General features: G+C 74.2%; 18 protein-coding genes and 1 tRNA gene. 6 read left to right on the forward strand and 13 right to left on the reverse strand.

All coding sequences use genetic code 11. The features are described 5' to 3' along the window. Positions 1-106 precede the first annotated feature (106 nt). A tRNA-Arg gene (locus AB0D01_RS27395) sits at positions 107-179 on the reverse strand. Positions 180-330: 151 nt separating this feature from the next. Here AB0D01_RS27395 and AB0D01_RS27400 point away from each other — a divergent pair. Then, entirely contained in the window at positions 331-1,017 is a 687-nt protein-coding gene (locus tag AB0D01_RS27400; RefSeq protein WP_363059753.1) for a M15 family metallopeptidase, read from the forward strand. 255 nt (positions 1,018-1,272) lie between these two features. Then, positions 1,273-2,085 carry a glutamate ABC transporter substrate-binding protein gene (locus tag AB0D01_RS27405; protein WP_363059755.1) on the forward strand — a complete coding sequence of 271 codons (813 nt, stop codon included), beginning with the start codon at positions 1,273-1,275 and terminating at the stop codon, positions 2,083-2,085. Positions 2,086-2,221: 136 nt separating this feature from the next. On the opposite strand, the gene AB0D01_RS27410 is transcribed toward AB0D01_RS27405, so the two are convergent. After that, positions 2,222-2,788 (reverse strand): DJ-1/PfpI family protein, encoded by a 567-nt coding sequence (locus tag AB0D01_RS27410; protein WP_363059757.1) that lies wholly within the window; start codon positions 2,786-2,788, stop codon positions 2,222-2,224. 217 nt (positions 2,789-3,005) lie between these two features. Here AB0D01_RS27410 and AB0D01_RS27415 point away from each other — a divergent pair, with 217 nt between their 5' ends. After that, a complete protein-coding gene (locus AB0D01_RS27415) occupies positions 3,006-3,863 on the forward strand; it encodes an endonuclease (RefSeq protein WP_363059759.1) in 858 nt (285 codons plus the stop codon). Between the two features lie 27 nt (positions 3,864-3,890). Here AB0D01_RS27415 and AB0D01_RS27420 read toward each other — a convergent pair whose 3' ends face one another. From AB0D01_RS27420 to AB0D01_RS27430, 3 genes are all read right to left on the reverse strand, one after another. Continuing rightward, entirely contained in the window at positions 3,891-5,525 is a 1,635-nt protein-coding gene (locus AB0D01_RS27420) for a glycoside hydrolase family 20 protein (protein ID WP_363059761.1), read from the reverse strand. A gap of 76 nt (positions 5,526-5,601) precedes the next feature. Continuing rightward, positions 5,602-6,036 (reverse strand): heme-binding protein, encoded by a 435-nt coding sequence (locus tag AB0D01_RS27425; RefSeq protein ID WP_363059763.1) that lies wholly within the window; start codon positions 6,034-6,036, stop codon positions 5,602-5,604. Between the two features lie 45 nt (positions 6,037-6,081). After that, a complete protein-coding gene (locus AB0D01_RS27430; protein ID WP_363059821.1) occupies positions 6,082-7,308 on the reverse strand; it encodes an MFS transporter in 1,227 nt (408 codons plus the stop codon). 189 nt (positions 7,309-7,497) lie between these two features. Here AB0D01_RS27430 and AB0D01_RS27435 point away from each other — a divergent pair, with 189 nt between their 5' ends. Then, positions 7,498-7,959 carry a MarR family transcriptional regulator gene (locus AB0D01_RS27435; protein ID WP_363059765.1) on the forward strand — a complete coding sequence of 154 codons (462 nt, stop codon included), beginning with the start codon at positions 7,498-7,500 and terminating at the stop codon, positions 7,957-7,959. 55 nt (positions 7,960-8,014) lie between these two features. Here AB0D01_RS27435 and AB0D01_RS27440 read toward each other — a convergent pair whose 3' ends face one another. The 5 genes from AB0D01_RS27440 to AB0D01_RS27460 form a co-directional block, all read right to left on the reverse strand. Beyond that, positions 8,015-8,572, reverse strand: coding sequence for a hypothetical protein (locus AB0D01_RS27440; protein WP_363059767.1), 558 nt, complete (start codon positions 8,570-8,572; stop codon positions 8,015-8,017). Continuing rightward, complete coding sequence (locus AB0D01_RS27445; protein ID WP_363059769.1) at positions 8,569-9,261, reverse strand: SigE family RNA polymerase sigma factor; 693 nt, start codon at positions 9,259-9,261, stop codon at positions 8,569-8,571. The genes AB0D01_RS27440 and AB0D01_RS27445 overlap by 4 nt, the downstream gene beginning before the upstream one ends. Before the next feature lie 8 nt (positions 9,262-9,269). Beyond that, positions 9,270-9,758, reverse strand: coding sequence for an LPXTG cell wall anchor domain-containing protein (locus AB0D01_RS27450; RefSeq protein ID WP_363059771.1), 489 nt, complete (start codon positions 9,756-9,758; stop codon positions 9,270-9,272). 218 nt (positions 9,759-9,976) lie between these two features. Continuing rightward, the gene (locus AB0D01_RS27455; protein ID WP_363059773.1) at positions 9,977-10,894 is read right to left on the reverse strand and encodes a nitroreductase/quinone reductase family protein; all 918 of its coding nucleotides are present in this window, start codon (positions 10,892-10,894) and stop codon (positions 9,977-9,979) included. Between the two features lie 357 nt (positions 10,895-11,251). Then, positions 11,252-12,745, reverse strand: coding sequence for a PLP-dependent aminotransferase family protein (locus AB0D01_RS27460; RefSeq protein ID WP_363059775.1), 1,494 nt, complete (start codon positions 12,743-12,745; stop codon positions 11,252-11,254). Between the two features lie 29 nt (positions 12,746-12,774). Between AB0D01_RS27460 and AB0D01_RS27465 the strand changes: the two genes are divergently transcribed. Continuing rightward, positions 12,775-13,728: a DMT family transporter gene (locus tag AB0D01_RS27465; RefSeq protein ID WP_363059777.1), complete on the forward strand. Its 954-nt coding sequence runs from the start codon at positions 12,775-12,777 to the stop codon at positions 13,726-13,728. A gap of 114 nt (positions 13,729-13,842) precedes the next feature. Here the strand turns inward: AB0D01_RS27465 and AB0D01_RS27470 are convergent, their stop codons facing one another. Beyond that, entirely contained in the window at positions 13,843-14,217 is a 375-nt protein-coding gene (locus AB0D01_RS27470; RefSeq protein ID WP_363059779.1) for a YbjQ family protein, read from the reverse strand. A 162-nt stretch (positions 14,218-14,379) separates the two neighbouring features. On the opposite strand from AB0D01_RS27470, the gene AB0D01_RS27475 reads away from it, so the two are divergent. Continuing rightward, positions 14,380-15,213, forward strand: coding sequence for an SAM-dependent methyltransferase (locus tag AB0D01_RS27475; protein WP_363059781.1), 834 nt, complete (start codon positions 14,380-14,382; stop codon positions 15,211-15,213). Positions 15,214-15,247: 34 nt separating this feature from the next. Here the strand turns inward: AB0D01_RS27475 and AB0D01_RS27480 are convergent, their stop codons facing one another. Together AB0D01_RS27480 and AB0D01_RS27485 are read right to left on the reverse strand one after the other, a co-directional pair. After that, the gene (locus AB0D01_RS27480) at positions 15,248-16,174 is read right to left on the reverse strand and encodes a helix-turn-helix transcriptional regulator (protein WP_363059783.1); all 927 of its coding nucleotides are present in this window, start codon (positions 16,172-16,174) and stop codon (positions 15,248-15,250) included. 110 nt (positions 16,175-16,284) lie between these two features. Further along, positions 16,285-16,524 (reverse strand): DUF397 domain-containing protein, encoded by a 240-nt coding sequence (locus AB0D01_RS27485; protein WP_363059785.1) that lies wholly within the window; start codon positions 16,522-16,524, stop codon positions 16,285-16,287. Positions 16,525-16,617: the final 93 nt, after the last annotated feature.

Raw genomic sequence — 16,617 nt, forward strand, 5'->3', positions numbered from 1 at the left:
CGGTTCCTCGCCGGTGTCCGGCGATCACAAGGACGTCAACGACGTGGACGGAGCCGCAGCGGCGGGACGGGGCACCGGTACGGCTGGTCGCGACGGGCGGTCGGGGCAAGACCGGTCGGATTCGAACCGACGTCCTCCAGCTCGATGCTCGGGCGCGACGACCTCTGCGCTACGGCCTTGCTGCGGTGATCATAGCGGCCCGACGCTCCAGAATCGATCACCAGTTTGAGCGGGGGCGCGGTCGGGGGCCCTCGGTGGCGGGGGGGACGCGGTCGCGACCCGCCCGCGTCCCCGCCGGCGGGGGGTCGGGGCCTTGCCTACGGTGGATCCGTGAGCCATCGCCTCGTACGCGTCGTCCTCACCGCCGTCCTGTGCGCGACCGCGTCGTCCTGTACGACCACGACCCCGCAGTCCGCCCTCCGCGCCCAGGTCGCCCCCCGGCCCGCCGTGAAGACCCTGTCCGCCCACGTCACGGCCGTCCCCCCGGACAAGCTGGGCGCGACCCACCGCGCCGGTTGCCCGGTGCCGCCGGAGCGGCTCAGGCTCGTGACGATGAACCACTGGGGCTTCGACGGCGCGGTGCACCGGGGCGAGCTGGTGGTGCGCGAGGACGTGGTCGCCCCCGTGCTGCGGGTCTTCGGGAAGGCCTTCGCCGAGGGCTTCCCGATCCGTCGCATGCGGGTGATGGCCGCGTACGGCGGCGACGACCTCGCGGCGATGGCGGACGACAACACCTCCGCCTTCAACTGCCGGCAGGTCACCGGCGACCCGGGCCGGCGCTCGCGGCACGCCTGGGGCGACGCGGTCGACATCAACCCGGTCGAGAACCCGTACGTCGACGTCCGGGGCACCAGCCATCCCCCGAACGGCCGCTCCCACCTCGACCGCGAGCGGGTCCGCCCCGGGATGATCACCCCGGACGGGGTCGTGACCCGGGCCTTCCGGGAGGAGGGCTGGTACTGGGGTGGCCGCTGGAGCCCGCCCGACTACCAGCACTTCTCCGCCGAGGGCGGCTGAGCGGCCCGGCGGGCGCCGCGTCCGTCCGCCCCGCGGAGGGTGCCCGCGCCCCTTCTCCCGTGCCGCTCCGCGTCGGCCGAAGATCCTTCGACTGAACCGGATCGTTATCCTCAAGTTTTACTCAGATCTAGTGACGCCGCTCCCGTCGGCTTCCTAGCTTCCTCGTACACGTGCCTTCACGCCCGATCGGCGACGCACGTGCCCCGTTCCCGCGCACCCCCACGTGGTTACGCGTTCCCGAGGAAAGAGTGCAGCATGAAGGTTCCCAAGGCCGGTGCGGTCGCCGCAGTGATCGCCCTCGCCGCCACCGCCTCCGGCTGTGCTGGCGAAGCCCCGAAGGAGCCCCTCTCCGTCGGCATCAAGTTCGACCAGCCCGGCATCGGCATGCGCGAGAGCGACGGCACCTTCACCGGTTTCGACGTCGACGTGGCCAGGTACATCGGCAAGGAGCTCGGCTACAAGCCGAACGAGATCGAGTTCAAGCAGGTCTACAGCTCCGACCGGGAACTGCTGATCCAGTACAACGAGGTCGAGTTCGTCGCCGCCAGTTATACGATCAACGACAAGCGTCGCGAGAAGGTCGACTTCGCCGGCCCCTACTTCATCGCCCACCAGGACCTGCTGGTCCGGGCCGACGACGCCTCGATCACCAAGGCCGAGGACCTCAACACCAAGCGACTGTGCTCGGTGACCGGCTCCACCTCCGCCGAGAACGTCCGCAAGAACCTCGCGCCGAAGGCGAGCGTGCTGGAGCTGGGCGGCTACTCGGAGTGCCTGGTCGCCCTCCAGGACAACCTGGTCGACGCCATGACCACCGACAACTCCATTCTGGCGGGGTACGCGGCCAGGAAGGGCAACGAGGGCAAGTTCAAGCTGGTCGGGCTGAACCTGAGCAACGAGAACTACGGCATCGGCCTGAAGAAGGGCGACGGCGATCTCCAGCGGAAGATCAACACGGCCCTGACCAAGATGGTCGCCGACGGCTCCTGGGAAGCGGCCGTGAAGAAGAACTTCGGCCCGGCCAACTACAAGTACGAGCCGGCGCCGCAGGTCACCACCAGCGGCTGACGGACCGCGCGGCGGAGCCCGCCGGTCGACGTCGAAACGCGGGACGTCGGCCCCGCGGGCCCGCCGCTGCGGCCGGGCGCCCGGTCCCGCCGGGCCGGGCGCCCGGTCCCGCCGGGCCGGGCGCCCGGCCGCACCCCTACGCCGTCGGGGCCTTGCCGCGCAGCACGGTCAGGAACTCCCGCATCCAGGCGGAGTGGTCGGGCCAGGCCCGGGCCGAGACCAGGGTGCCGTCGACCACCGCCTCGGAGTCCTCGAACGCGGCCCCCGCGGCCTTCATGTCCGGCTCCAGCGCGGGGTACGCCGTGACCCGACGCCCCTCCAGGGCCCCGCTCGCGGCGGTGATCAGCGGGCCGTGGCAGATCTGCGCGATGGGCTTGTCGGCGCCGGCGAACGACGCCAGGATCCGCCGCACCTCGGGATCGTTGCGCAGGTACTCGGGCGCGCGTCCGCCCGGGACCACGACGGCCGCGTACTCCTCGGGGACGACCTCGGCGAAGGCGAGGTCCGCGGGCCAGGTGTAACCGGGCTTCTCCGTGTAGGTGTCGAAGCCCTCCTCGAAGTCGTGCACCACGAAACGCAGTTTCTTGCGCGAGGGCGCGGCGATGTGCACCTCGTACCCCTCCTCCCGCAGGCGCTGGTAGGGGTAGAGCACCTCCAGCGACTCGGCCGCGTCGCCGGTCACGATGAGGATCTTCACTGCCATGGGCTGCTCCAGACAAGGCTGTTCATCACGGTGGGCCCGGCCCCGCCGAGGCCACCGCAACCGTGCCCAGACCCAACGGACGGCAAACGCCGTGGTCCGCGTGCCGACACATGGCCTTTACCTGTTCGGCACATGACAATGTGACCCTCGCACTGCCACCTGACACCCCGCCAACTGCCATGGCGGGCACGGTGCATACGAAGAGGTCCCCCACGCCATGAGAATCTCCGGTAAATCCTCCTGGGCGGCCGCCCTCGCCGCCGGCGCGCTCCTGGTCCTGCCGGCCACCGCATCCGCGGGTCAGCGGGAGACGGCGCATCCCCACGCCGACGTCGCCGCCCAGTCCCCCGCGTCCGCCCCGTCAGCCCCGTCCGGCCCCTCGGCCACGAGCGTGGACGCGTACTACGCCGCCGCCGAGGGCAAGACCGGCGCCGCGCTGAAGACGGCGCTGCACACCATCATCAAGACCCAGTCCAAGGTGAACTACGACGGCGTGTGGAACGCGCTGAAGGTCACCGACCAGGACCCGGCCAACCCGAACAACGTCATCCTGCTCTACTCCGGCCGCTCCCAGTCCAAGTCCACCAACGGCGGCGGAGCCAACGACTGGAACCGCGAGCACGTCTGGGCCAAGAGCCACGGCGACTTCGGCACCGCCACCGGCCCGGGCACCGACCTGCACCACCTGCGCCCCGAGGACGTGACGGTCAACAGCACGCGCGGCAACAAGGACTTCGACAAGGGCGGCAGCCCCGTCTCGGAGGCTCCCGGCAGCTTCACCGACGGCGATTCCTTCGAGCCCCGCGACGCGGTCAAGGGCGACGTCGCGCGCATGCTGCTCTACATGGCGGTGCGTTACGACGGCGGTGACGGCTTCGCCAACCTGGAGATGAACGACAAGGTCAACAACGGCAGCGCCCCGGCGATGGGTCGGATCAGCGTGCTGAAGCAGTGGCACCAGCAGGACCCGCCGGACGCCTTCGAGCAGCGCCGCAACCAGGTCATATTCGACACCTACCAGCACAACCGGAACCCGTTCATCGACCACCCGGAGTGGGTCGCCTCGATCTGGTAGGCCGCTCGGACCGGTCGGACCCCGGTTTCATCCCCCCAGGCGCCCGGCGAGGGCGCTGAAGTCCGCCCAGGGCGCCTGCGGGGGACGCGGGTCCCAGGTCTTCTGCGCGAGCGCGGCCAGCGGGAGCCTGATTCCCGCCGCCACCTGCGCGGGGGTCTGGGCTCCGGCGAGGTCGCACCAGACGGCGAGCCGGGCGCCGAGGATCTGCGGATCGTAGCGGGCCGGGACGGCGGTCGTGCCGCGCAGGACGAGCGGGGTCCACTGCTCGTAGATCCGCTTGCCGGTCGGGTACGTGAACGCGTTGGGCTCGCCGAGGACGTAGTACAGGTACTCGTCGTTGAGGTTGACCACCTTGCGGCCCTCGTCCAGGTAGGCGAGCGGGGGCCGCGCCCCGATCTCCTTGCCCGTCCAGTACTCGACCTGGAGGTCCGGGGCGGCCTTGGCCACTCCCCCGGCGAAGAAGCCGTCGTTCCACGCCTTGAGGGCCTTGCCCGAGGGACGGACCACGGCCGCGCGGTCGTCGAGCCAGCCCGTCGCCAGGTCCTGGACCTTCGCGCCCGCCCCGTAGCGGGCCCGGGCGGCGGCGGCGAGTTGCGGGAAGGAGGCCTGCGGGTCGCGCACGACCAGGGCCTGGTACTCGTCGGCCCCCAGGTGCCAGGCGCCGGCGGGGAAGAGCGGCAGGTACTCGCGCAGCAGTTCGTCGACGAGCTTGGCGGCGGCCGGGTTGGATATGTCCACGGCGCCCTTGACCGCCCGGCCCCCGACGTCGCGCAGTTGCAGGTCCGGGTGGGCGCGCAGGACGGCGCCGAGGTGTCCGGGCGAGTCGATCTCGGGGACGACCGCGATGTGGAGCCGCGCCGCGAGGGCGGTGATCCCGCGCACCTCCGCCTTGGTCAGGTGCGGGGTGGACACGATCTCCGGGTGGCTGTCGGACTGGATCCGGAAGGCCTGGTCGTCGGAGAAGTGCAGGCCGAGCTGGTTGAGCTTCATGTCCGCCATCTCGCGCATCCGGGCCTGGATCCACTCGGCGGTGAAGTGCTTGCGGGCGATGTCGAGGTTGAGTCCGCGCTGCGGTTTGGCCGGGGCGTCGCGGACGGTGCCCTCGGGGGCCGAGCCGGCCCCGCGCACCGCCTGCTTGAGGGTCCGGGTGCCGTAGAAGACTCCCGCCTCGTCGGGGGCGGTGATCGTGACCCGGCCGCCCCCGACCTTGAGGGTGTAGGACTCCGCCGGTCCCGAGCCGCGGGCGCCGAGGGCGAGGCTCACGTCCCCGGGCCGGGCGTCGTTCGACTCGGCGTAGCCCATCCGCAGCTCACCGGCGAGCAGTTTGCCCTCGTCGGCCAGGGCCGCGCTGTTCGCGGGTGCCACGAGGACCCGCGCGGCCGGTGCCGGTTTCCAGCCGGGTCCCCGGGCGGGCTCGTGTTCCCGTACGGCCGGGACGGTGCGCGGGGCGCTGGACAGCGCGTACGTCGACGGCGGCGGGGTCGCGGTCGGGGTGGGGCCGCCGGGGGTGGGGTCGGCGGGCGGGGAGGTGGTGGGGGCGCCCCGGGTGTCCCGGGTGTCCTGGGCGCCGGCGGAGCAGGAGGGCACGGCGAGGGTGACCACGGCGGCGGCCACTGCCGTCGCGATGGCCCGCCCGCGTATCCGCCCGGTCGCCGTCCTCATGGTGCATCCGTGTCCCCCGTACCAACCTGGCACGGGGGACACGGGCGCGCGACCGGAAGGGGTCGGCGGGCGCGGGTCAGCGCAGCGCGGCCAGGGTCTCCAGGGCCGCGGTCGCGAAGGCATGGTCCTGCTCGGGCGCGCCGCCGCCGACGCCGACGGCCCCGATCAGACGGCCGTCGCGGTGGACGGGCAGACCGCCCGCGATGAACAGCAGCGGCCGGTCCAGGGCCGTGGGCAGGGTGTGGAAGGGGCCGTCGGGCCGGACGGCGTCGACGAGGTCGGCCGTGGGGGCGTCGAGCTGGAGGGCGGTGAAGGCCTTGCGGGTGGCGGTCTCGCCGGAGATCAGCACGGCCCGGTCGTCGCGGCGGAAGGCCAGCGGGTGGCCGCCCGCGTCGAGGACGGAGACGCTGACGGTGGCCCCGGCCTCCTCGGCGGCGGCGTGGGCGGCGCCGACGAGCAGCTCGGCGTCCTCGGTGGTCAGGGGGGCGACGGCGGTACGGGTGGTGCTCACGGTTACTCCTGTGGATCTGGGTTCGGGTGTGGGGAGAGGGGGAGGTCAGGAACGGGTGACGGCGGGGGCGGGGGCGGCGGCGGGGGTGCCCGTCGCCACGAGGCGGCCCGCCTCCGGCGCGCGCCGGCCCGTACGCCGCTCCAGGGCCCCGGAGACGACGGCGAGGACGAGCGCGGAGGCGGCGAGGGCGGCGCCGACCCAGTTCGGGGCGGTCCAGCCCAGTCCGGCGGCGATCACGAGGCCGCCGAGCCAGGCGGCGAGGGCGTTGCCCAGGTTGAAGGCGCCGATGTTGACGGCGGAGGCCAGCGTGGGGGCTCCGGCGGCCTGGTCGAGGACCCGCTTCTGGAGCGGCGGGACGGTGGCGAAGCCGAGGGCGCCGATGAGCGTGACGGTGACGGCGGCGCCGGTCTTGCTGTGGGCGGTGAGGGTGAACAGGGCCAGGACGACGGCGAGGGCGCCCAGGGAGACGTAGAGCATCGGCATCAGGGCGCGGTCGGCGAACCGGCCGCCGATCAGGTTGCCCGCGACCATGCCGAGGCCGAAGAGGACGAGCAGCCAGGTGACGGAGGTGTCGGCGAAGCCGGCGACGTTCGTGAGCATCGGGGTGATGTACGTGATGGCCGCGAAGACGCCCCCGAAGCCGAGGACGGTCATGGCCATGGCCAGCAGCACCTGGACGTTGCGGAAGGCGGCCAGCTCGTGGCGGATCCGCACCCCTTCGGGGCGGGGCAGGTCGGGGACGAGCCGGGCGATGCCGAGCAGGCCGACGACGCCGAGGGCGGCGACGATCAGGAAGGTGACGCGCCAGCCGAGGTGCTGGCCGACGAGGGTGCCGAGCGGCACGCCGACGACGTTGGCCACGGTCAGGCCGGTGAACATCATGGCGATGGCGCCGGCCTTCTTCGCGGGGGCCACGAGGCCGGCGGCGACGACGGAGCCGATGCCGAAGAAGGCGCCGTGCGCGAGGGAGGCGACGACCCGGCCGGCGAGCATCACGCCGAGGGCGGGGGCCAGGGCGGAGAGCACGTTGCCGACGACGAACAGGCCCATGAGGAGCATCAGCATGCGCTTGCGCGGGACGCGGGTGCCGAGGACGGTCATGAGCGGGGCGCCGAGGACCACGCCGAGGGCGTAGCCGGTGACGAGCAGGCCCGCGGTGGGGATGGTGACGCCGTAGTCGGCGGCGACCTCGGGGAGCAGGCCCATGATCACGAATTCGGTGGTGCCGATCCCGAAGGCCCCGATGGCGAGGGCGAGGAGCGCGAGAGGCATGACGGAGCAGCCCTTCAGAGGTGCGGGGGCGAGGAGGGGGAGGTGGGGGAACCGGGCGGACAGCGCGCTGTGGCGCTCGCCGATTGCCTGCGTCCACATTAATTGCAGACGCGGGATATTTGCAAACGCCGACTATTTCGCGCGTGACCTATCCTGGCGGTACGACGATCGACGAACACGGAGGAGCCCATGACGGCCACGGACGGCGCCCTGACCGCACTCGCCCAGGGCTGGTGCGCCCTTTCCCTCCTCCACGGCCGCATCGAGGCCCACATCGAACGGGCCCTGCAGAGCGGGCACGGCCTGAGCGTGCGCGAGTACTCCCTGCTCGACGTGCTCAGCCGGCAGCACTCCGGCGTCGGCGGCCACCTGCGGATGCACCAGGTCGCGGACTCGGTGGTGCTCAGCCAGAGCGCGACGACGCGGCTGGTGACCCGGCTGGAGGACCGCGGACTGCTGAACCGGTACCTGTGCGACACGGACCGTCGGGGCATCTACACCGACGTGAGCGAGGCGGGCCTGGCCCTGCTGGCCGAGGCCCGCCCCACGAACGACGCGGCCCTGCGCGAGGCGCTGGACGAGGCCGCCCTGAACCCGCAGCTCGCGCCCCTGGTCGCGGCGGTCGAGAACTCCCGCCCCGCCCACGTCTGAGATCCGCGGGGTCCTGACCGGGGGTCTACCGCCCCCGCGCGGGCGCCCCGCAGCGCTACCCCTTCGGGGCGGCCGGCGGCGACGCCGAGGGGACGGGCGTCGGCGTCGCCCCGCCCGCGGGCGGCGGCGGGGTCGGGGTCGCCGAGGGGAACGCGCCCGCCCGGGTGGCGGGCGGCGCCGCGGACGGCGTGGCCCCGGCGGTCGAGAGCCGGGGCGTCGGCCCGAGGGAGGAACCGGGCCGGGTCGGCGGCGGCGACGGCACCGCGGACGGGCTCGGCGACGGGGTGCCGGACGGGCGGCTCGGCGACGGGGTGGGCGAGGTCAGCTCCGGCGGGGTGGCGGGCGGCTCGTGCCGCTCGCCGACCGGACCGGAACCGAGGAAGAGGTAGCCGGCCACGGCCGCCGCGGCCAGCCCGGACAACCCGGCCAGCGCCCACGTCGAGCGACGCCGCCACAGGGCCCGCACGGACAGCCGGCGCAGGTGCGGGCCCGGCGGGTCCGCCGGGCGCAGCACGCGGACCGTGATCTCGTCCGCCCGGGCGGAGAGGGCGTCGCGCAGGAGCCGCTCCACGGGGCGGTCGCCGCCCGGCGGCGTAGCCGTGGATCCGGTCATACCCGTCCCTCCAGAATCTTCTCCAGCGCGTCCAGGGCGCGGCTGGCGTTCGACTTCACGGCGCCCCGGCTGATGCCGAGCGTCTCGGCGATCTCCGCCTCGCTCATGTCGGCCCAGTACCGCAGCACCAGGACCTGGCGGCGGCGCGGGGTCAACGCGCCCAACGCCGCCAGCACTTCGCGGTGCGCCTCCCCCAGGACGACCGCGGCCTCGGCGGAGGGGACGTCCGCCGTGCGCGGCGGGATCCAGGCGCGTGCGGTGCGCCGGCGCCGCAGGACGGAACGGGAGGTGTTGACGACGGCCGTGCGCAGGTAGCCGAGCGCGTTGTCCACCTCCGCGATCCGTTCCCCGTGGCGGCGGTACAGCGCGGTGAAGGCGTCCTGCACCACGTCCTCGGCGGTGGCCAGGTCGTCGACGAGGAGCACCGCCAGGCGGACCATGCCCAGGCGGTGCGCGTGGTACAGCTCGCTGACGGTGGGTGCGCCGGCGGTCGGGGGCGCGCCGGCGCCGCCACCGGCGGTCGTGCGGTCACGGTCGCGGTCTCGGTCGTGGGTGTACGCGTACGCGTACGGGCCGGGACCCGCCGGCGTGGCCGACCGGTCCCGGCGCGCGAACCACCACCGAAGGCCCCGCCACGCCCGGGAGAACCCGGGCATGAGGGGGCCGGAGGCTGGTGCGAGGTCGAGCACGGAGGTCCTCAGCTGCTGGTGCGGCGCCGCACGGTGTACAGGGCGCCCGCGCCGACGGCGATGAGGCCGGCGGCGCCGGTGCCCAGTGCGATGGTCGTGGCGGAAGAGCCAGTATGCGCGAGTTCCGTTCCGGCCGGGGCGGAGGGCTCGGCGGTCGGGGTCGCGCCCGCCGGGTGGGACGCCGACGGGCTCGGCTTGGCACCCGCCGGGCCGGTCGGGGCCGGGCTCGGAGTGGCGCTGCCGGCCGGGGTGGTCGGAACCGGGCTCGGCTTGCCGGTGCCCGAGGTCGGGGCCGGGCTCGGGGTGGCGCTGCCGGCCGGGCTCGTCGGGACCGCGCTGGGAGCGGCGCTCGGGGTCGCGGAGGCGGGCGCGGTCGGCACGGGCGAGGTCCCCTGCGCGGCGAAGGCCGGCCCGCCGAGCGCGACGGCCACACCGGCGGCCGCGACGACGACGGCCGCCCGGTGGGCGGACAGGGGAAGGCGCTTCAGGTTCTTCACGGTGGTTCTCCACGGTCGGGTCGGTCGGTACGAGGGCGTGTGTGTCCCGCCCTTCACCCCCGCACGACGCGCGAGTCCCCGATCGGTTGCCGCCGATTTCGAAAAACTTTCCGCGCCCGCCGAAACGGCCGGGCCGGCCCCGTGGCCGGGCCCGTGGCCCGGCCCTGCGGACGGCCCCGTGGAACTCCCCGTGGGCCGCCCCGCCGCCCGCGCCCCGGTCAGTCGCGGGCGGGCGGCGCCACCGGTGGCCAGGGGACCTCCGCCAACAGCGGCAGCAGCGTCCGCTCCTCGTGGTCGAGGTGGCGCGTGAGCCGCTCCGTCATCCGTTGCAGCTCCGCGCGGAAGCGGACGGGGTCGGCGATCGCGAGACCGTCCAGCAGGGCGACCAGCTCGTCCTGGATCCCGGCCAGGACGGCGTGTTCGACCCGCAGCCGCTCGAACGTGTCCGCCAGGTGCGGGTGGTGGATCGCGATCCCGGGAAACAGGTGCGCGTCCTCGCTGGTGTGGTGGAACTCCAGGGCGCGGCAGAAGGCCAGGCAGCGCTGGCGGATCTGGATGCCGAGACCGGGCGCGGGCGGCTCCCCCGGCCCCGTGTGGGAGGCCCGGGCGGCGAAGTGTTCCTCGGTCTCGACGCTCACGTGGCGCAGTTGGGCCCGCAGCCAGGTGTGGGTCTCCAGGAGCTTCCCGGCGAGGTCGCGCACCTCGGCCGGGGGCTCCCAGCCGTCGGGTTCGGCCGGCTCCAGGCGGACGACGGGCAGGAGGCGGGTGGTGCGGGCCTGGTAGTCGGCGTAGCCGGGGGCCGCGCGGACCACCTCGGCGAAGAGTTCCTCGCGCAGCTCCCCCTCGGTGGGGACGGCGAGCGCCTCGAAGGTCTCCTCGCCGAGTTCCACCTCGACCAAGGGGTGGGCGACCAGGTTGTGGTACCAGTCCGGGTGGCGGGGCGCCCCGAGGTTGGAGGCGACGACCAGCAGCGCGCCCGCGTGGCGGACGTAGCCGAGGGGGGTGGTGGTCCGGGCGGCGGACCGGGCGCCGGTGGTGGTCAGCAGGAGGAGGTCGGACCCCTCGAAGGGGCCGCCGACCTTGCCCCGGTGGGCACGGAACTCCTCGATGACGGACTGGTTGAAGGACGTGGGCACGGGTGGTCTCTCTCTCCGGGCGGGCCCGTGCGCGCCGTCGGCGGCCGACGGCGCCGCCACGGCGTGGCGGAGGCGCGCGGCGTGCGCGGCGGGGCAGGGGAAGCCCGGGTGGCGAAGGGTGTGGAAAGGGGAAGGACGACGCACGGGCACGACGGAGGTGCCGAGGGGGTCGGTGCGGGGGCGGGGCCGGATCTCCGGCGCCGCCGCGCGTCAACCGCGGTGCGGGGAAGAAGAGAGCGAAGAACTCATGGTGTTCTCCTGAAAGAAGGGTGTTCGCCCGATCGCCGGCCGGCCCACTGCTCTGTGGCCGGCGCCACGCGACACCGTTGCCCATTACACGCAGCCGGCGCCGCGCTGTCAACTCCGTTGCGCGCGGGCGCAGGTGCGCAGGGCGCGGCCCAACAGGGCGACGCCCTCCTCGATCTCGCCCGCCGGGCCGGCGGCGTACCCGAGGATCAGGCCGGGAGGTCCGGGGCGCATGCGGTGCCAGGACAGGGGGTGGGTCTTGACCCCGAGGGCGAGGGCGGCCGCCGCGAGGTCCGTGTCCGCGAAGGGGGCGCCGTCGAAGGTGACCATCAGGTGCAGGCCCGCCGCCGCGCCGTGGACCCGGGCGCCGGGGAGCTCGGCGGCGACGGCCCGCAGCATCGCGTCCCGGCGGCGGCGGTGGCGGCGGCGGACGAAGCGCAGGTGGCGCTCCAGTTCCCCGGACTCCATCAGCCGGGCGAGGACCAGTTGCGCGAGGACGGGGTTGCCGAGGTCGGCGTGGCGTTTGGCGGCGACCACCGCGTCGCGCAGCCGGGTCGGGACCAGCAACCAGCCCAGCCGCAGGGCGGGGGCGAGCAGCTTGGAGACGCTGCCCGCGTAGGCGACGGACTCGGGCAGCATGGCCCGCAGCGCGGGGACGGGAGCGCGGTCGTAGCGGTGCTCGGCGTCGTAGTCGTCCTCGACGACCAGTCCCCCGGCCGCGGCCCAGTCCAGCAGGTCCCGGCGGCGCTCCCCGTCGAGCACGACCCCGGTCGGGAACTGGTGCGCGGGCGTCAGCAGCACTGCCGGGGCCCCGCTCGCGCGCAGTGCGGCCACGTCCAGCCCGGCCCCGTCCACCGGTACGCCGACGACGTCCAGCCCGGCGTGTTCGAGCTGCCCGCGCGCTCCCAGCGAACCCGGGTCCTCCACCGCGATCCGGCGCACGCCCTGTGCGGGCAGGACCTGGGCGAGCAGCCACAGGGCCTGGGCGACGCCGGCGACCACGACGACCTCGGCGGGGTCCGCGCGGACGCCCCGGTTGCGGGCGAGCCAACCGGCGACGGCCTCCCGCAGGGCGGGCGCCCCCTGGGGGTTGCCGTAGCCGAAGTCGGCGGGGGTGAGGGCGGACAGGACCCGGCGTTCGGCCTGGAGCCAGGCGGTGCGGGGGAAGGCGGTGAGGTCGGGCACGCCGGGCGAGAGGTCGATGCGGCAGGACACGGCGCGCAGGGCGTCCACCGGCCCCCCGCGATCGGCCTCGGCGGCGCCGGCGGCGGGCGGCGGGGGCGGTGCGGCGACGACCACGGTGCCGGCGCGGCCCCGGCCGGCGACCTGGCCCGTCTCCGCGAGCCGCTGGTAGGCCTCGGTCACCAGGCCCCGGGAGACGCCGAGTTCGGCGGCGAGCACCCGGCCGGCGGGCAGTCGGCTGCCGATCGGGAGGGTGCCGTCCGCGATCGCGGCGCGCAGCCGGTCGGCGAGCCATTCGGTGCGTCCGCCGGCCGGGGCGTCCGTGAGGTCGAGCTGGAGGAAGTCCGCTCCGCCGGCGGCGCCGGGCGGGCCGGCGTCGACGGTTTTGGACCCCTCGGTGGCGCCTCGTTTGGACCTGCTCACCGGACCATTGTGCCCGCAGCCTGGACGGCATGAGCACTTCCACGCCTTCCACGCCTTCCACACCCTCCACGGCCTCCGCGTCTTCCACACCCACGGCCGCCGGGGCCGGCGCCCCGGCCCCGCGCCCCGCGTCCTCCCTCGCCGCCCTGGCCCCGGGGGTCGTGGGCATGGCGCTGGTCGGCAGCAGCGTCACCGTCTCGCGCACGCTCGTCGACGCCCCGCTGTTCACCGCGCAGGCCGTCCGGTACCTGGCCGCCGCCCTGATCCTGGTGGGCCTCGCCCGCGCCGCCGGGGTACGGCTGTCCCTGCCCCGTGGCGCGGAGTGGTGGTGGCTGGGCGGGATCGCCGCCACCGGGCTGGTGCTGTTCAACATCGCGGTCGTACGGGGCGTCGCGCACGCGGAACCGGCCGTCATCGCCGTCGCGGTGGCCTCCGTGCCGATCGTGCTGGGGGTGATGGGCCCGCTGCTGGAGCGGCGCGCGCCGAGCCGTCGGGTGCTGTGGGCCGCACCGGTCGTGGTGGCGGGGGCCGTCCTGGTCGAGGGGACGGGCCGCACCGACGCGGCCGGGGTGGCCTGGGCGGCGCTGGCCCTGGCCTGCGAGGCGGGCTTCACGCTGCTGGCGGTGCCGGTGCTGGGGCGGCACGGCGCGTGGGGGGTGTCCCTGCACGCGGTGTGGATGGGGGCCGTGATGTTCGCGGTGGCGGCGGTGTGCGTGGAGGGACCGGCTGCCGCGGGGCGGCTGTCGGGGGGGCAGTGGGCGGCCGTCGGGTACCTCGCGGTCCTGGTGACGGCGGTGGCGTTCCTGCTCTGGTACCGCACGGTGGCGGCCGTGGGATCCGGCCGGGCGGGGCTGCTGACGGGGGTCGCGCCGCTCGCGGCGGCGGGCGGCGGGGTGCTGTCGGGGGGCGGCGTACCGGGGGCGGCGGTGTGGCTGGGGCTCGCCGTGGTGATCGCCGGACTCGCTCTGGGACTGCGGGAGTGAGCCCCCGGGCGGCCCCTCCGGGCGCCGGCGCGCGACGCGGGCCGGGGAGGCGGGCCGAGGGCCGGGGGCCGGGGACGCGCCCGGGGCGGCTACACGACCCGGGGGTCGGCGCGGTCAGCCGGCGGCGGGGACCAGGACCACGGCCGTCCCGTACGCGCACACCTCGGTGCCGACGTCCGCGGCGTCCGTGACGTCGAAGCGCATCATCAGCACGGCGTTGGCTCCGCGCGCCTTCGCCTGTTCGATGAGCCGGTCCATGGCCTGGTTGCGGGTCTCCACCAGGGTCTTGGTCAGCCCCTTGAGCTCGCCGCCGATCATGGACTTCAGGCCGGCTCCGATCTGGCTGCCGAGGTGGCGCGAACGCACCGTGAGCCCGAAGACCTCGCCGATGACCTGTTCGACGCGGTACCCGGGAACGTCATTGGTGGTCACGACGAGAACACCGGTCCGCTGGGCTCCGGGGCCGCCGCCGTAGTCTTCGATACCCATGCGGCCACTGTGGCCCCGCGCGCGCCCGCCCGCATCCGCAGGCGGCGCCCGGGCCGACGCGCGCGCCGGGAGGGCGTGGGGAATGTGGCCGGAACGTCCCCGGGTGATTGCCCGGTTTCGGGGCCACTCCCTAGCATGGGCCGACCGCACGGAGGAGGGCACATGCAATTGCGTCACGAACCCCAGGATCCCCCGCCACCCCTCATCGACATGCACACCCCGAGCGTGGCCAGGATGTACGACTGGCTCCTGGGCGGCGTGGAGAACTACGCCAGCGACCGGGAGGCGTGTGCGAAGCTGCTGGAGATAGCACCGAGCACGCAGCTGCTGGCCCGCAACAACCGGGCCTTCCTCACCCGGGTCGTGCGCACGCTCGTCGAGGACTACGGCATCCGCCAGTTCCTCGACCACGGTTCCGGCCTGCCCACCCAGGACAACGTCCACGAGGTGGCCCAGCGCGCCCACCCCGCCTGCCGGGTCGCGTACGTCGACAACGACCCGATGGTCCTCGCGCACGCCCAGACCACCCTGCACGACAACGCCGGCACGCTGGTCATCTCCGAGGACATGCGCGAGACCGAGCGGATCCGCCGGGCCACGGACCGCTTCCTCGACTGGGGGCAGCCCATGGCCGCCCTGTTCGTGTCGGTGCTGCACTGCATCCCGGACACCGAGGACGACCGCTCCCCCGCCGCCGTCGTGCGCCGCACGGCGGAACTGCTGCCGCCGGGCAGCTTCATGGTGATCTGCCAACTCGTGAGCGACGACGCCGAGGTGCGCGAGCAGGTCACCCGGCTCATGGACGTCAGCACCCACGGGAACTGGGGCCGGGTGCGCGAGCCGCACGAGGTGGCGCGCTACTTCGACGGTCTGGAGATCCTGGAGCCCCGCCTCGTCGACGTGGTCGACTGGCGGCCGGACTCCGCGCCGCCGCCGCCCGAACGCCGTCCGAAGGACTGGGTCGAGTGGGGCGGCGTCGGGCGCCTGTCGCGCTGAGCACTGCCGGCGACCGCCCCGCGCGGGCGGTCGCTCACTCGCTCGCGAAGGCGTCCCGCGCCTCCAGGATCATCTCCCTGCTGCGGTCCCGGGAGGCCGCGGCGACCCGCAGGTTGCTCAGCGCGTTGCGGTGGTCGTCCAGGGCGCGGGGCCGGGTCACGTAGTTGGCGCCGTTGATGTGCTCGACGTAGGCGAGTTCGCCGGGGCCGCCGTCGCGGAAGGTGAGGTGCGTGATCGGGTACGGCGGGGCGGCGACGTAGCCGGAGGTCATGTCGAGGATGCGGATGTTGACCCGGGCGGTGTCGCCCGCCTCCAGCAGGTACGTGAGCTGCTCGCGCATCACCTGCGCGTTGCCGCAGCGGCGCTTGAGGATCCCCTGGTCCAGCAGCGCCGTCAGCCGGGGGACGTCGCCGTCCATCAGGCGCAGTCGGCGTTGGGTGCGCAGCTGCACGACCCGCTCGATCTCCTCGGCGGGGGCGCTGGGCATGACGGCCCTGACCATGTGCCGTGCGTAGGAGGGCAGTTGGAGGATGCCGGGGACGACGAGGTTCTCGTAGACGCAGATCTCCTCGGCCTCGCCCTCCAGTTGGATCAGGCGCCTGAGGAAGCCGGGGGTCACGTCGCTGTACTGCTCGTACCACTCGCGGTCCTGGGCGAACTCCAGGAGGCGCTCGATCGTCCGCCGCTCCTCGGCGTCGAGGCCGTAGTGGTGGACGAGGTCGTGGACGTCCCGGGCCTTGGGCGGGCTCTCCCCGCGCTCCAGACGGCTGACCTTGGAGACGGAGCCGCGGATCACCGCCGCCACCTGTCTCAGGGTGAGCCCCCGGTCCTCGCGGTGCCCCCGCAGGGCCTGGCCCAGCACGCGCCCGGCCGCCGCCCGACCCGGTTCACGCTCCAACGGCAGTACGGAGGCGAGGGGATCGGGTGACGGCTCGGACGTCGGCTCGGGGAGGGCGGACATACGGACTCCAATGCGACGGGGACGGGTCCCGGTCCTCAGAATGGAGTGTCAGCCCCTGCCATCCAAGCTTTGGCCTACGATATGAATGTCATCCGGTCAGTCGGTTCGACTCAGTCGGTCGAAGTCAGTCGGTCGAACTCGGATCGCTTGGCGCCGTCGATGAAGGCCTCCATCTCGGCCGCCGTGAACACCAGCGCCGGTCCGTCCGGATGGCGGGAGTTGCGCACCGCCACCTCTCCGCCCTCCAACGCGGCGACCTCCACACAGTTCCCGTTGCCCACGCTGGCACTGCTCTTCACCCAGACCGCGCCCGGAATCCCGCTCGCCGCGACGCCATTGTGTAACCGCATGACCCTGCCCCTCCTCATCGGCCACCCCCGGTGGGATGGCATGACAAGCACTCCTCAGCATGCTAGCCGGCCCCCGGGCGCCTGGAAGTCCCT

This window comes from Streptomyces sp. NPDC048606 (assembly GCF_040650855.1).
In the GTDB taxonomy this organism is placed as follows: domain Bacteria; phylum Actinomycetota; class Actinomycetes; order Streptomycetales; family Streptomycetaceae; genus Streptomyces.